Raw genomic sequence first — 14,063 nt, 5'->3', positions numbered from 1 at the left:
CATCCGCGGGGGGCCGCCCGGTCTCCACCAGGCCAGGGTGACAATCGGCACCCATCACGACGCCGAACCGGGAGCAGGCGCATGTCCAAGCCGTCAGGAGCCGCCAGCCACAGGCTGCCGCACAGCCCTCATCCGGAGGGTTCGCATGGTGTGGCCTGACGGGCTGTACGACCAGCTGCTGACCGAGCAGCTGCAGTCCCGACTCGATGTCGCCCATGCGCAACTTGACGCGTTCAGCGGTGGTCGCGTCGAGTTGCTGCTCGACCTGCTGACCCGTCAACTGGCCCAGGTGCTGGAAGCTGCCGACACCGACGACAAGGATGGGGCGCGTCGGCAAGTCGAGCTGGTCAATGGGCTGCTGAGGTTCCTGCGGGAGCGCCTGCCTGCCGACGAGAAGGCGGATGGATCGGACATCGATCTGATCGCTCAGCCGCCCCAGGTGCTGCAGGCCATACGGGCCGATCGCGTGTTCGTGCAGAAGCCCGAGCTGGGCCTGGCCATGCCCTGGCTCTTCACGGCAGGCAAGGGCTCGCCGTCGCTGCTGCAGGAGATCCGGCGGGAGCTGGCTTCGGCCGACCGGGTCGACATCCTGGTCAGTTTCATCACGGTCTCCGGTGTTCGCAAGTTGCGTGATGTGCTGCAACAGATCAGCGCACGGGGCGCCGACGGCGCCGTGGCGACCCGGCTGCGCATCCTGACGACGACCTACACCGGTGCCACCGAGGCGCGGGCGCTCGACGAGCTGGCCCGGCTGCCGGGCTGCGAGGTTCGCGTGTCCCTCGACGGGCGCCGCACCCGCCTGCACGCCAAGGCCTGGTTGTTCCAGCGTGAGAGCGGGTTCGGCTCGGCCTACGTGGGCAGCGCCAATCTGTCGGGCGCGGCGTTGACGGGCGGTCTGGAGTGGACCGTCAAGCTGACGCAACGTGCGCAGCAAGCGCTGTTCGACCGCGCCACCGCGCATTTCGAGACCTTGTGGGCCGATGCCGAGTTCCAGCCCTACGACCCGGAGGATGCGCATCATCGTCAGCAGCTGCACGCGGCCCTGGCGCGTGAGCGACGCGGCCTGGGGGCGCACGGTGACGCAGGCGCCAGCGGCGCCACCCCGTTGGCCTTCTTCGATCTGCAGCCCAAGACCTATCAGCTGGATTTCCTGGAGCAGCTGGCGCTGGAGCGTGCGCATGGGCGTACCCGCAATCTGCTGGTTGCGGCCACGGGCACGGGCAAGACGGTGATGGCGGCCTTCGACTACCGCCGCACCTGCAGCCAGGTGGGCGGGCGGCCGCGTCTGCTCTTCGTGGCGCACCGCGAGGAAATCCTGCGCCAGGCGCTGCGCACCTACCGCGAGGTGTTGCGTGATCCGTCCTTCGGCGAGTTGCTGACGGGTGGCGCACAGCCGCAGCATCTCACGCATCTGTTCGCCACGATCGACAGCGTGAGCAGTCGCCAGCTGGTGGCGCAGTTGGGCGCCAGCCACTGGCACACGGTGGTCATCGATGAGTGCCACCGTGTCGCGGCGGAGCGCTTCGATGCCTTCGTGCGCCAGGTGCAACCCGCCGTTCTGCTGGGCCTGACGGCAACGCCTGAACGATCGGATGGTCAGCCGATCGCTGCGTACTTCGACATGCGGCCGGATGGCCGTCCAGCCGTCGAGCTGCGGCTGTGGCACGCCCTGGACCTGCAACTGCTGGCACCGTTCGAGTACTACGCCTGCGATGACGCGACCGACTTTTCCCAGGTGCCCTGGGGCCGGGTCGGGGAGCAGCAGGCCATCGAGCGTGTCGTGACCGGCAATGAGGTCCGTGCCCGCGCGGTCATCCAAGCCTGGAGCGGACTGGCCGAAAGCCCGCAGCGCAGCCGCGCGCTGGTGTTCTGCGTCTCGGTGGCGCATGCCCGCTTCATGACCGAGCAGTTCAACCGTGCCGGACTGCCGGCCGCCTGCGTGGTGGGTGACACGCCGGAGGACGAGCGCAGAGCGGCGCCGCAGCGGCTGGCCAGCGGTGAGCTGTGCGCCCTGGTGACGGTCGACCTCTACAACGAAGGCGTGGATCTGCCGATGGTCGACACCTTGCTCCTGCTGCGACCGACGCAGAGCCCGGTGCTGTTCCAGCAGCAGATCGGTCGCGGGCTGCGCCTGTCACCCGGCAAGGAGAGTTGTCTGATCCTGGACTTCGTCGGGCAGCACCATGCGGACTTCCGCTTCGATCGGCTGTTGTCGCAACTGACCGGATTGACCCGACGTGAGCTGGCTGCCGGTGTCGAGCAGGGCTTCGGCAGCCTGCCCCCGGGCTGCCACATCCAGCTGCAGCCGCAGACGCGCGAGCAGGTGCTGCGCAATCTGCGCAGCCTGCTGGATGGTGGTTGGCGACGCCTGCGCACCGAACTGCAAGCCTATGCGGCATTGAAGGGGCGCTCGGAGGTCCTGCTCGCGCACTTCCTGCACGACCAGTCCGTGGAGCTGGAGGACATCTATCGGTCTGCCACCGGGTCCGGCCGCAGCGGCTGGACCCAGCTGCGCCGGGATGCCGGCCTGCTGGTGACAGAGCGGGGTCCGGAAGAAGACTATTTCAGTCGACGTCTGGCCGATCTGCTGCACGTGGACGACGTCCACCGTCTGGAGGTGTTCCAGGCCTTGACGCAGGGCCGGCCCGAGGCTGAGCGGATCGCGGTCCGGCACGCGATGACCGTGCAGATGCTGGCCTACCAGATCGACGGGCAGTACGCGCAGACGGGCTCACCGCAGGACTTCGTGCGGCGCCTGTACGCGCAGGATGAGCTGGCGCTGGAACTGAGGGCCCTCAGCGATCAGTTGCTGCAGCGGCCGGTGGTGCCGGCTCTGGCCGTGCCGGGGCTGGAGGATCTGCCCTTGGTCTTGCATGCGAGCTACGGCATCCGTGAGATCCTGACCGCGGTGGGCTGGTTGACCGCCGAGCGACGTACGCCGTTCCAGGCCGGTGTGCTGGCGCTGGCGGCGCGCAAGACCGAACTGCTCTTCGTCACCCTGGACAAGAGTGCGGGCTTCCACGACCGCATCGCTTATCACGACTACGCGATCAGCGCCGAACGTTTCCATTGGCAGACCCAGAACAGCGCGGGCCCTGACACCAAGGCCGGCCAACGCTATCTGAAGGGCGAGCAGCAAGGCTGGCAGTTCCAGCTTTTCGTGCGGGCGCGCAAGGGCGAGGCCTACCGGGCGTGTGGTCCGGTCCGTCTGCTGTCCCACCACGGTGATCGGCCGATGACGATCGAGTGGCAGTTGCACCAGCCGCTGCCCGCGCGGCTGTTCCGCGCGTTCAGCGTGCTGCGGGGGATCTGAGCGATCGGCTGCGCCAGCCGGACGCGCGTTCAGGTGGTCAGCAACCCTCGCAACCACGCCCCCCACACCTCCGCCCGCCCCACCCAGCCACTGACATCCAGCGTCTGCACCTGCCCGCGCCGCTCCAGCCCGAGTGTCGGAAAGCCCTGGCCGCCCAGGCGCTGCAGCCAGCGGTGGCTGTCGGCGATGTGCTGTCGCGTCGGCTCGCCGGCCAGGGCGTCGAAGTGGTGGTCGAAACCGGCTTCGGGCAGGCCGATGTCGTGGGCCAGTGCGCGCAGCACGGTACGGTCGGCCACGCGTCGGCCCTCGACATAGTGGGCCTGCTGGATGCGCTCCAGCAGCTGCAGGCTGTCGCCGCCCAGGGCCTCGGCGGCCAGCAGGGCGGTGGTCGGCGGCCCGGAGTCCATCACCGCGTCGGTGTCGCGCAGCAGACCGTCGCGGTAGGCCGCACCGAAGGGCTGGCCGGACAGCTCGGCGATGCGGCGGTCATGCGGCAGCACGTGGGTCCGCCACTGCGGCGTGATGCGCAGGCGCCGGTTGCCGGCCAGCATGCCGCCGCCGTGCAGTTCGAGCGTCAGGCCCTCCAGCGAGGCTGCGGCGCGCAGCAGCGGTGCGGCGGCGTAGCACCAGCCGCACAGCGGGTCGTGCACGGCGTGCAGGATGGCCGTGGGCCCGGCGGGTGCCGCAGGCTGCTCGGGCGTGTCCATCGCGGGGCGGGTGTCGGCGCTCATTGCGGCCAGGCCATCTCGCCCTTGATCACCTTGGCGCTGATCTCCAGCGACGAGACTTCGCCCAGATCCGGGTAGCGGCGCTGCATCGCGGCGATCAGGCCGGCGGCGTCACGGGCGCGGGCAGCCTCGGTCTCGAAGGCGTCCAGATAGTCGCGGGTGAAGCGCAGGGCCGACAGGTCGCGGCTGGGGCGGCCGTCCGCGGCGGGCAGCTCGTGGCCGGGCACGATGACGGCCGGGCGCAGGGCCTCGATGGCGCGCAGCGTGCCGCGCCAGGCCTGGCGGGAGGCCGGGCTCTGCGTGTCGGCCATCCAGACGTGGATGCGGGCCAGCACCGGGATGCCGCCCACCACCGCGCGCAGCGACGGGATCCACACCACGCGGCGCGTGGCCTCGGGGCCGGTGATCTCCAGCGTCTGGCCGTCCACCGTCAGGCGGTGCCCGGACAGCACCTGCGGCACCACCAGCGTCTGCGGTGCGTCGTCCTTCAGGATCGGACCCCAATACGCGAGTTTGGCGTCCTTGCTGGCCTGGATGTGGGCCACCGTCTCGGCCGTGGCGACGATGCGGGCCTGCGGGAAGGCCGCCTGCAGCACGTCGAGGCCGAAGTAGTAGTCCGGGTCGCCGTGGCTGATGAGGATGGTCGTCAGGCGCTTGCCGCTGGCCTGGATCAGGCGCACCAGCGCCTGCGCGTCCTTGCGCTGGAACTGCGCGTCGATCAGCACCGCCTCGGTCGGGCCGCTGACCAGCACCGAGTTGACCGGGAAGATGCCGTCGGCGGCCGGGTTGTGCACGGTCAGCGTCAGCGGGGCGCCACCTGTGGTGATCGGTTGGGCGGCGTGGCTGGCCAGGGGCAGGGCGGTGGCGGTGATGCCGGCGGCAGCCGTGGCGGTGGCGAGTGCGGCCTGCAGCAGATGGCGGCGGGGCAGGGGGGTGGACATGCGGGCGCTCCGTTCGGTGGGGGATGGAATGCCGGCATCGTAGGTTTCGGTTTCCGATCGATCGAGCGGCAGAATCGGCGTTCACTGTTTCATCATTCGATGGAATCATCGATGCAAGCCGAGGGAGGAAGGCGCCATGGACCGCATCACCGCTGCGCAGGTCTTCGTGCAGGTCGTCGAGCGGGGCAGCATGGCTGCGGCGGCCGATGCGCTGGACATGTCGCGCGCGACGGTCACCCGCTACATGGCGCAGATGGAGGCCTGGAGCGGCGCGCGCCTGCTCCACCGCACCACCCGCCGCCAGAGCCTGACGCCGGCCGGTGAGCACGCGCTGGCGCGCTGCCGCCAGTTGCTGGAGATCGCCGACGATGTGGCGCTGTCTCCGGCCGACGATGCGGACCCGGTGCGCGGCCTGCTGCGCGTGGCCTGCGCCCAGTCGCTGGCGCAGGCGGTGCTGATGCCGGTGCTGGCCGGCTTCCTGAGGGCCCACCCGGCGGTGGCCATCGATCTGCGCATCGATTCGCGCGCGGTGCATCTGGTGGAGGACGGCGTCGATCTGGCCATCCGCATCACCAACGACCTGGATCCCAACATCGTCGCCCGTCGTCTGGGTGCGTGTGAATCGGTGGTGTGCGCGTCGCCGGCCTATCTGGCGGCGCACGGCACGCCGCAGCAGGTGCAGGAGCTGGCGCACCACCACTGCCTGGCCTATTCCTACTTCGGCCGCAGCCTGTGGACCTTCACCGACGGCCAGGGCCGTCCGGACAGCGTGCCCGTGGCCGGCAAGCTGAGTGCCAACGAATCCCAGGTGCTGCTGGAGGCCACCCGCCAGGGCATCGGCATCAGCCTGCAGCCGGTCTACGCCGTGGCGGCCGATCTGGCCAGCGGCGTGCTGCAGCGCCTGCTGCCGGACTGGCGACCACCGGTGCTGGGCATCCATGGCCTGTACGTGACACGGCGCCAGATGTCGCCGGCGTTGCGCGCGCTGCTGGACGCCCTGGCGGCCGGCCTGCAGGCGACGGCACCGCGGGCGCCGCGGCGTCAGGCTCCCGCGGCCCGCAGCTGAGCCGAGGCGTCCACCAGCGCCTGCACCACCACCTGCACGGCAGGATGGCCGCGTTCGCCCTGGCGGAAGGCCACCGAGATCTGGCGTTGGGCGGCCGGCGCCAGTGGCACCGAGCACGTGCCGGCCACCGGCCGTGCCAGCCGCAGCCCGGGCACGATGGACACGGCCGTGCCCGCCGCCACCAGGGCCGACACCATCTCGAAGCCGCGGCAGCGGGCCCGCAGCCGCGGTGTGTAGCCGGCGCGCCGGCACAGCTGCGCGATGAAGTCGCCCCAGGCCGACGAGGTGGAGTCCAGCGCCCAGTCCTCATCGGCCAGATCGGCGATGCCGAGCGCGGGACGTCCCGCCAGCGCGTGGCCGGCCGGCAGCAGCACGTGCAGCGTGTCGGTCGTCAGCGCCTGGTGGCCGAGGAGGGCCGGGCCACCGGGTCCGTCCCGCCCGTGCGGCCCGGACGCCAGCGCCACCGACAGGTCATCGACCACGGCCACGTCGGCCCGCCACGATCCGAGCGCGGCCAGCCCCTCCGGCGGCTCCATCTCCTCCAGCACGATCTGCAGGCGCGGCCAGGCCGACCGCAGCGTCTGCACCACCGTCGGCAGCACGGCCGCGGCAAAGGACGGAAAGGCGGCGATGCGCAGTTCGCCCGCGATCTCGCGCCGGAGCTGCGCCAGCTCGGACCGGGCCTGGTCCAGCACCACCAGGATGCGCTCCGTGTGCGCCACCAGGGCCAGGCCGGCGGGTGTCAGGCGCACGCCGCGGCCCTGGCGCTCGGTCAGCGGCTGGTCCATCTCGGCCTCCAGCTGCGCGATCTGCTGGGACACGGCGGACGGGGTGATGCACAGCGCCTCGGCCGCGGCGGCCATGGTGCCCCGCTGCGCCAGCTCGCGCAGCGCCTTGAGCCGATTCAGATCCACGTGGAAGCCCTCCGTCCGGACGCCTGATTGAACAGAGCGGCTAATGTATGGCCTCATGAAAGATCAGTGGACCTGTCGGGAGCCGATTCCCAGAATCGCTGCATGCCCACTTCGAGGCCCGGCCCCATCCCCGGTCGGGCATGGACACCGACATGTCGATCCCCCGCCCCTGGGTGCCGGAAGGCGCCGAGACCTTCATGCAGACGCTGGCCCATCGTTTTGCGCGTCAGACTCCCGACGAGAACGAGCGCGACCTGCTCGCCTTCGTCGAGGAGAACCGCGCCATCCACGAGCGCGACTGCTTCAACCTGAACCCGGCCACCAACACGCCCAACCCCAAGGCCGAGGCGCTGCTGGCCTCGGGCATCGGCCACCGGCCGTCGCTCGGCCATCCGGGCGACAAGTACGAGATGGGCCTGGAAGGCATCGAGAAGATCGAGGTGCTGGCCGCGACGCTGGCCGCCGAGGTCTTCGGCGCCCGCCATGCCGAGATCCGGGTGCCGTCCGGCCAGCTGGCCAATCTGTACGCCTACATGCTGGCGGCGCGGCCCGGCGACACCGTCTTCGTGCCGAGTGCGGCCGTGGGCGGGCACTTCAGCCACCACGCGCAGGGAGCGGCCGGGCTGTACGGCGTGCAGCCGCACCTCATGGCCTTCGATGCGGCGCGCTACACCGTGGATCTGGACGCGCTGCGACGCGATGCGCTGGCTCTGCGGCCGAAGATGATCACGCTGGGCAACAGCCTGAACCTGTTCCCGCACCCGATCCGCGAGGTGCGCGCGATCGCCGACGAGGTCGACGCGCTGGTGTTGTTCGATGCCGCTCATCTGTGCGGCCTGATCGCGGGCCAGGCCTGGCAACAGCCGCTGCGCGAGGGCGCCCATCTGATGACGATGAGCACCTACAAGAGCCTGGCCGGCCCGGCCTCCGGTCTGATCCTGACCGACGACGCCGACATCGCCCGCCGGCTCGACGCCATCGCCTATCCGGGCATGACGGCCAACTTCGACGCCGCCAAGTCCGCCGCGCTGGCGATGACGCTGCTGGACTGGCAGAGCTGCGGCCGGGACCATGCGGCGCAGATGGTGGCCACGGCCCGCGCCCTGGCCGAGGCCCTGGTGGCCCGCGGCCTGCCGGTGTTCGCCCGCGACCGCGGCATCACCCAGTCCCACCAGTTCGCGATCGAGGCCCACGCCTTCGGCGGCGGCCAGGCCATGTCACGGTGCCTGCGCCGCGCCAACCTGCTGGCCTGCGGCATCGGCCTGCCCCTGCCCGCGATCCCCGGTGACCTGAACGGCCTGCGCCTGGGTACGCCTGAACTGGTGCGTTGGGGAATGGGGCCGCAGCACATGGCCCCGCTGGCGGACTTCATCGCCGACGTGCTGCTCGGCCGCCGCGCGCCGGAGGACGTGGCAGGGGAGGTCTCGGCGTATCGGCGGGAGTTCGGGCGGCTGCATTTCGTGCGGTGAGGTGGCGCGGGTGGCCGCCACCGCAGCTCAACGCACCCCATCCCGCTCCCGCACCGGCAGCGTCACCCGCGCCCAGGCCGCCCGGCTGACCGGCAGCACATCGGCCAGGGTGTGGGCGTCCAGCTCGGCCAGGAAGGCCTGCAGGGCCGAGCGGAACACGCCGGTCAGCTTGCAGCCGCCGCTCAGGCGGCAGGCATCGTCGTCGTCGCCCAGGCAGTCGACGAGCTGGAAGTCGGGCTCGATGCTGCGCACCACGGCGCCGAGGTTGATCTGGTCGGCCGGCCGCGCCAGGCGCATGCCGCCCCCTTTGCCGCGCACCGTCTGCAGCCAGCCGGCCAGGGCCAGCTGGTGGGTGATCTTCATCAGGTGCGTCTCGGACAGGCCGTGGGCCAGCGCCACTTCCGCGATGGTGCACAGACGATCGGGCTGCTGCCGGCCGACGTAGATCAGCAGGCGCAGGGCGTAGTCGGTCATCGCGGTGAGTCGCATGGTGCGATTGTCCGCCGGGGATGCTCAGCCGGGCTGGCCGTCGGCGCGGGTGCGGCACAGCCATGGGGTGTAGCGCCACAGGTACAGCAGCCAGGCCAGCGACCACAGCGCCGCTGACAGGTTGACCGCCAGCAGCAGGGCGGCCGGATGCAGCAGCGGCAGGCCCACGCGCACCCCAGCGGCCAGCGAGATCGCCAGGTAGGCGGTGATCTCGATGCGCCCGGCGCGCAGCGGCCGGCCGGTGTGGCCGAGGGCGGTGCGGGTCATCATGCCCAGCGTCAGGGTGCCGATCAGGCCGACCGTCAGCGCGTGGGTGGCCAGGCCCTGCGGCACGGCGCCCCATTCGGTGCCCAGGCGCAGGGCCAGGTGCACCGGCAGCCACAGGCAGGCCAGGTGCAGCACCCAGACCAGCGGGTTGCGCCGCGTGCCCCAGGGCTGCCAGCCCCACAGGCGCACACCGTGGGCCACCAGGGCCACGGCCAGCACGGCCGACAGCAGCGGGGCGCCCAGGCCGGCCACGTCGGCCGCCAGCAGGGCCAGCGTGCTGCCGAGGGCGGCGCGCTCCACCTGCGGGCGGCGTTGGGCGTTCAGGCCGGGCACGCCGTTGTTGCTGAACATCGGCACCACCCGGCCGGTGATGACCGCGATGATGAAGATCACCACGTCCAGCGGCACCGTGGTGCCCAGGCGCGCCGGCACGCCCGCACCCGACTGGGACAGATGCAGTGCGCCACAGGCCGCCGCCAGGGCCAGCAGCAGGCCGACGAAGAAATAGTTGCGCCGGTTGCCGCCGGCGCGCAAGGCCCGCCACAGCCCCCAGGCCGCCGCCAGCGGAAACGCCACGTTCACCACCAGGGCGGCCAGCGGCCAGGGCGACAGCACCAGCGCCCGGCCGGCCAGCCACAGTGCGGCCAGCGCCATCAGCGGCTTGCCGGTGGGCGTGGGCTGGCCCGACCAGTTGCGCCCGGCGGTGAACAGGAAGCCCACCACCACCGCCTGCGTGAAGCCGAACACCATCTCGTGCGCATGCCAGGCCGGCCCGCGCAGCACCGGCGTGCCCAGCACACCGCTGAACTGCAGCGCCCACAGCGGCACCCACAGCGCCGCCAGCAAGGCGGCCAGCAGATAGAACGGCCGGAAGCCCAGCGCCCACAGCGCGAAGCCGCCCCGCTGGGGCGCGCGGCCGATGGGCTCGGTCAGGGGGATGAAGACGGCGGCCATGGCGCGACCGGCGTTCAGCCGCTGCAGCAGCCGCAGCAGCTGCGGCCGGCGGCGCGGCGGGTGATCTGCACCGACCAGTCACCCTGGCCGGTGGCCTGGGCGTCCCAGGCGAACTGCTCGGGCCACAGCGCCTGCATCTGCTGGCGCAGCGGCACGGGCTCGTGGTCGCTCAGCAAGGCCAGATGCTCGCCGGGTTGCAGGGCCTGGAAGGCGGCGAAGATGGCCGGGTGACGCTCGGCCGGGGGCAGCAGGCGGACATCGATGACAGAGGACATGGCCGTTCAATAAGATGAGTCTTGGATGAATGTATTGTGATGCTGGCAGACCCTGAAAACCATATCCCAGATCAATCTTATGATCGGTCGGCCTCTGTTCTGGCGCTCTGGGCCGCGGCCTTGTTCCGGCGCCGTGCCCTCTGCTCTGACCATGCCTGCATCTGATCCCGCCCCGACGCTGAAGTCCCGTCTGCAGTCGGTCTGGTCCCTGCTGCGGCCGATGCCGTTGTCGATCGACCGCCGCGAGCGCTGGCGCGTGGTGCTGACCGCGGCGCTGGGCGTGGCCCTGGCCGCGACGCTGGCACGGTGGTGGCCACCGGCGGCCGGGCTGCCCTGGCTGATGGCGCCGCTGGGTGCCAGCGCGGTGCTGGTGTTCGCGCTGCCGGCCAGCCCGCTGGCCCAGCCCTGGGCCGTGATCGGCGGCAACACGGTGGCGGCCTGGGTGGGCCTGGCCTGCGTGCACGGGCTGCCCGGTCCGTGGCCCTGGGTGGCGGCGGCAGCGGTGGCCGGGGCCATCGCCGCCATGCTGGCCCTGCGGTGCCTGCATCCGCCGGGCGGGGCCGTGGCCTTGCTGACGGTGGTCGGGCGGATCAACGAGCCGACCTTCGCGCTGGACCCGGTGGCGCTGGATTCCGTGCTGCTGGTGCTGGCCGGCGCGCTGCTCAATCCGCTGGGCGGCCGCCGCTACCCGCACCCGCAGGGCGTGAGCGCGCCGGCCACCGGCCCCGTGCGGGCCTGGGACTTCGATGACGAGGACCTGCAGCGTGTGCTGGCCCGCCACAACCAGATCGTCGACCTGCCGCGCGACGACCTGCGCGAGCTGCTGGCCGGCGCCGAGCAGCAGGCGCTGCAACGGCGCATGGGCGCGCTGCGCTGCAGCGATGCGATGACGCCCGCGCCGATCACCGTCTCCCATGGCACGCCGCTGGACGAGGCCTGGGCGCTGCTGCAGCGCTCGGCGGTCAAGGCCTTGCCGGTGGTCGACCGCTTCGGCCATGTGCTGGGCATCGTGACGCGGGCCGACTTCCTGCGCGCCAGCGATCTGGACACGCTGGGCCCCGCGGGCCTGGGCCAGCGCCTGCGCCGTCTGATCACGCCCACGCCGGGCATGCACAGCGGCAAGCCCGAGGTGGTCGGCCAGATCATGACCCGCCAGGTGCGCGTGACCTCGGCCGACCGGCCGCTGGCCGACCTGCTGCCGCTGTTCTCGCACGCCGGCCACCACCATCTGCCGGTGCTGGGGCCGGACCGGCGCCTGGTGGGCATCCTGACCCAGACCGACGTGGTCGCGGCCCTGGCCCGGCTGGGGGGCTGAGCGCCCTCGGCCGCTGGACAGACGCCTGTCCCGACGAACCGCAGGCCAAGGGTCACGGGCGTCGCCAGCGCGGCCTCAGATCAGGTTGAGCGCCTTGGCCAGCCAGGGGTTCCAGAAGCGGTTGGCCAGCTTGCGGTAGCCGTCCTGGGTCAGGTGGATCTCGTCGGCCCAGTCGCCGCTGTGGCCGGTGCTGCCGGGGGCGGCGCGTTCCAGGGTGCCGCGTTGGTCCAGCAGCCAGATGTTGGCCTCCGGCCCGAGCTCGTTGACCATCTGGATCAGCCGCCGGTTGAACTCGTCCACCACCTCCTGCGCAGCCTGGGTCATCTGCGTGTCGTTCAGGCCGGCGTGCGACATCGTCTCGTACAGCCACGGGCCGGAGCCGAACGGGGTGCCGGCCAGGATGATCGACTTCGCGGGGCGTGGCTGCATCCAGTCGTAGCCGTGCAGGATCAGCGGGGCCTTGGACGTCTTCGCGTTCTTGGCCCGATCGCGTTGACCGACAAAGTGCTTGATGTTCGCGATGACCTGGTCGAAGAACGGGGTGATGACCTGGCCCCGGATCAGCGCGTGCACCTTCTGCAGGTCGTCGGGCCGCAGCATCTGGCCGGCCTGCGCCTCCGCCTGCTTGAGGTAGATCTCCTCGAACAGGTCGATCAGGTCATTGCCACCGATCGACAACAGGATCGCATCGAAGCCGAAGAGGTCGAACTGGGCCTGCGTCTGGCGGCGCTGCCAGCCCTTGACCAGCTTGTCGGCCGTCTCGCCGATGTGCGAGGCGTCGACGACGACCGAGAACTCGGGCAGGCGCAGGGCCTCGATCAGGTTGGTGCCGGACTTGGGCAGCGGGGTGAACTTGTCGAACCAGGAATCGCCTTCGGCGTACAGCAGCCGGCTGTAGGGCAGGCCGTGCAGCTCATTGGCCGTGATCTGGACGCTCGCCCCCATGTTCTCGATGCGGTGCAGCGGCTTCCAGTGCGCCATCTGGTCGGTGTTGACGGGGGCCGGCGCCTTCTTGTCGATGATCGGCATGTCGCACTCCTTGGAGGTTGGGAGTGCCATTGGGAACCTGATCCGGTGCCCGCGACATCAGCCATTGGGTTGACGTCGCGTGGCCCCCCTCACCTCACCCCAGCCGCTCGATCGCCACCGCCGTCGCCTCCCCGCCACCGATGCACAGCGTGGCCACGCCGCGGCGCAGGCCGTGGCGCTGCAGGGCGCCGAGCAGGGTGACCAGGAGGCGCGCGCCGGTGGCGCCGATCGGGTGGCCGAGCGCGCAGGCGCCGCCGTGCACGTTGACGCGTTCGGGCGGCAGCGCCAGTTCACGCATTGCCGCCAGGGTGACGACGGCGAAGGCCTCGTTGATCTCCCACAGGTCGACGTCGGTGGTGCGCCAGCCGGTGGCCGCCAGCAGGCGCTGGACGGCGCCGACGGGGGCGGTGGTGAACCAGCAGGGCTCCTGCGCGTGCTGGGCGTGGCCGACGATGCGTGCCAGCGGGCGCAGGCCGAGCGCCTCGGCGCGGCGCTCGCGCATCAGTACCAGGGCGGCGGCGCCGTCGGCGATCGAGCTGGCGTTGGCGGCGGTCACCGTGCCGTCGGGGCCGAAGGCCGGGCGCAGCGTGGCCACCTTGTCCAGCCGCACCTTGGGCGGCAGCTCGTCGGCCACCACGGTCAGGTGGCTGCCGCCGCGCCCGGGCACGGTCACCGGGGCGATCTCGGTCTCGAAGGCGCCGTCGTGCAGCGCGGCCTGGGCGCGCTCGGTCGAGGTCACGGCCCAGCGGTCCTGCGCCTCGCGGCTGAAGCCGAAGTGGCGGGCGCAGTCGTCGGCGAAGGTGCCCATCAGGCGGCCGCGGGTCTGCGGCGTGTAGCGGTCTTCCAGGCCGTCGAAGAACAGGTGGTCGATCAGCTCGCCGTGGCCCAGGCGCTGGCCGCCGCGCGCCTTGGGCAGCAGGTAGGGCGCCTGCGTCATCGATTCCATGCCGCCGGCGATGCAGGCCTCGCCGTGGCCGGCGCGCAGCTGGTCGTGGGCCAGCATCACCGCCTTCATGCCGGAGCCGCACACCTTGCTGACCAGGGTGGCGCCAACGGACGGCGGCAGCCCGGCGCGCAGCGTGGCCTGGCGCACCGGGGCCTGGCCCAGCCCGGCCGGCAGCACGCAGCCCATGAACACCTCCTGCACCGCCTCGGCGGCCAGGCCGGCGCGTTGCAGCGCGGCCTGGATCGCGGCCGCACCCAGCTCGGGCGCGCCGATGCCGGCGAAGCAGCCCTGGAAGCCGCCGAGCGGCGTGCGGGCGCTGCCGACGATGACGACGGGATCGGGGTCAGGGGTCATGGG

Annotated in this window: 12 protein-coding genes; 4 read left to right on the top strand and 8 right to left on the bottom strand. The window is 71.6% G+C overall.

The genetic code is table 11. The annotated features are described in order from the left end of the window. Positions 1-37 precede the first annotated feature (37 nt). Positions 38-3,313 carry a DEAD/DEAH box helicase gene (locus AACH11_RS08070; RefSeq protein ID WP_341373700.1) on the top strand — a complete coding sequence of 1,092 codons (3,276 nt, stop codon included), beginning with the start codon at positions 38-40 and terminating at the stop codon, positions 3,311-3,313. A 29-nt stretch (positions 3,314-3,342) separates the two neighbouring features. Here AACH11_RS08070 and AACH11_RS08065 read toward each other — a convergent pair whose 3' ends face one another. Both AACH11_RS08065 and AACH11_RS08060 read right to left on the bottom strand, forming a co-directional pair. Continuing rightward, a complete protein-coding gene (locus AACH11_RS08065) occupies positions 3,343-4,044 on the bottom strand; it encodes a DsbA family protein (RefSeq protein ID WP_341373699.1) in 702 nt (233 codons plus the stop codon). Further along, complete coding sequence (locus tag AACH11_RS08060) at positions 4,041-4,982, bottom strand: MBL fold metallo-hydrolase (RefSeq protein WP_341373698.1); 942 nt, start codon at positions 4,980-4,982, stop codon at positions 4,041-4,043. The genes AACH11_RS08065 and AACH11_RS08060 overlap by 4 nt, the downstream gene beginning before the upstream one ends. 136 nt (positions 4,983-5,118) lie before the next feature. Here AACH11_RS08060 and AACH11_RS08055 point away from each other — a divergent pair, with 136 nt between their 5' ends. Next, entirely contained in the window at positions 5,119-6,048 is a 930-nt protein-coding gene (locus AACH11_RS08055) for a LysR family transcriptional regulator (RefSeq protein ID WP_341373697.1), read from the top strand. Here the strand turns inward: AACH11_RS08055 and AACH11_RS08050 are convergent. Further along, on the bottom strand, positions 6,024-6,962 hold the full coding sequence (locus AACH11_RS08050; protein WP_341373696.1) for a LysR family transcriptional regulator: 939 nt from the start codon (positions 6,960-6,962) through the stop codon (positions 6,024-6,026). The genes AACH11_RS08055 and AACH11_RS08050 overlap by 25 nt on opposite strands. A 152-nt stretch (positions 6,963-7,114) precedes the next feature. On the opposite strand from AACH11_RS08050, the gene AACH11_RS08045 reads away from it, so the two are divergent. Then, positions 7,115-8,431 carry a serine hydroxymethyltransferase gene (locus AACH11_RS08045; protein WP_341373695.1) on the top strand — a complete coding sequence of 439 codons (1,317 nt, stop codon included), beginning with the start codon at positions 7,115-7,117 and terminating at the stop codon, positions 8,429-8,431. A 27-nt stretch (positions 8,432-8,458) separates the two neighbouring features. Here AACH11_RS08045 and AACH11_RS08040 read toward each other — a convergent pair whose 3' ends face one another. The 3 genes from AACH11_RS08040 to AACH11_RS08030 are packed head-to-tail and all read right to left on the bottom strand — an operon-like array spanning position 8,459 to position 10,416. Further along, entirely contained in the window at positions 8,459-8,920 is a 462-nt protein-coding gene (locus AACH11_RS08040) for an RrF2 family transcriptional regulator (RefSeq protein ID WP_341373694.1), read from the bottom strand. A 24-nt stretch (positions 8,921-8,944) separates the two neighbouring features. Continuing rightward, positions 8,945-10,141: an NnrS family protein gene (locus tag AACH11_RS08035; protein ID WP_341373693.1), complete on the bottom strand. Its 1,197-nt coding sequence runs from the start codon at positions 10,139-10,141 to the stop codon at positions 8,945-8,947. A gap of 14 nt (positions 10,142-10,155) precedes the next feature. Then, on the bottom strand, positions 10,156-10,416 hold the full coding sequence (locus tag AACH11_RS08030; protein WP_341373692.1) for a DUF2249 domain-containing protein: 261 nt from the start codon (positions 10,414-10,416) through the stop codon (positions 10,156-10,158). A 151-nt stretch (positions 10,417-10,567) separates the two neighbouring features. Here AACH11_RS08030 and AACH11_RS08025 point away from each other — a divergent pair, with 151 nt between their 5' ends. Beyond that, complete coding sequence (locus tag AACH11_RS08025; protein WP_341373691.1) at positions 10,568-11,731, top strand: HPP family protein; 1,164 nt, start codon at positions 10,568-10,570, stop codon at positions 11,729-11,731. A gap of 75 nt (positions 11,732-11,806) precedes the next feature. Here the strand turns inward: AACH11_RS08025 and AACH11_RS08020 are convergent, their stop codons facing one another. Together AACH11_RS08020 and AACH11_RS08015 are read right to left on the bottom strand one after the other, a co-directional pair. Then, positions 11,807-12,760 carry an SGNH/GDSL hydrolase family protein gene (locus AACH11_RS08020; RefSeq protein WP_341373690.1) on the bottom strand — a complete coding sequence of 318 codons (954 nt, stop codon included), beginning with the start codon at positions 12,758-12,760 and terminating at the stop codon, positions 11,807-11,809. 94 nt (positions 12,761-12,854) lie between these two features. After that, positions 12,855-14,060 (bottom strand): acetyl-CoA C-acyltransferase, encoded by a 1,206-nt coding sequence (locus AACH11_RS08015; RefSeq protein WP_341373689.1) that lies wholly within the window; start codon positions 14,058-14,060, stop codon positions 12,855-12,857. Between the last annotated feature and the right edge of the window lie 3 nt (positions 14,061-14,063).

The sequence above is a fragment of the Pseudaquabacterium rugosum genome (genome assembly GCF_038066575.1).
In the GTDB taxonomy this organism is placed as follows: Bacteria; Pseudomonadota; Gammaproteobacteria; order Burkholderiales; family Burkholderiaceae_C; genus Pseudaquabacterium; species Pseudaquabacterium rugosum.
The sequence above is the reverse complement of the archived record's forward strand: the minus strand, read 5'-3'. Positions and strand labels throughout refer to the sequence as shown.

Bases quoted from the DNA above. Each gene is read 5' to 3' on its own strand.
- AACH11_RS08065 (WP_341373699.1), bottom strand. From the start codon at position 4,044: ATGAGCGCCGACACCCGCCCCGCGATGGACACGCCCGAGCAGCCTGCG.
- AACH11_RS08060 (WP_341373698.1), bottom strand. From the start codon at position 4,982: ATGTCCACCCCCCTGCCCCGCCGCCATCTGCTGCAGGCCGCACTCGCC.
- AACH11_RS08055 (WP_341373697.1), top strand. From the start codon at position 5,119: ATGGACCGCATCACCGCTGCGCAGGTCTTCGTGCAGGTCGTCGAGCGG.
- AACH11_RS08045 (WP_341373695.1), top strand. From the start codon at position 7,115: ATGTCGATCCCCCGCCCCTGGGTGCCGGAAGGCGCCGAGACCTTCATG.
- AACH11_RS08040 (WP_341373694.1), bottom strand. From the start codon at position 8,920: ATGCGACTCACCGCGATGACCGACTACGCCCTGCGCCTGCTGATCTAC.
- AACH11_RS08035 (WP_341373693.1), bottom strand. From the start codon at position 10,141: ATGGCCGCCGTCTTCATCCCCCTGACCGAGCCCATCGGCCGCGCGCCC.
- AACH11_RS08030 (WP_341373692.1), bottom strand. From the start codon at position 10,416: ATGTCCTCTGTCATCGATGTCCGCCTGCTGCCCCCGGCCGAGCGTCAC.
- AACH11_RS08025 (WP_341373691.1), top strand. From the start codon at position 10,568: ATGCCTGCATCTGATCCCGCCCCGACGCTGAAGTCCCGTCTGCAGTCG.
- AACH11_RS08020 (WP_341373690.1), bottom strand. From the start codon at position 12,760: ATGCCGATCATCGACAAGAAGGCGCCGGCCCCCGTCAACACCGACCAG.
- AACH11_RS08015 (WP_341373689.1), bottom strand. From the start codon at position 14,060: ATGACCCCTGACCCCGATCCCGTCGTCATCGTCGGCAGCGCCCGCACG.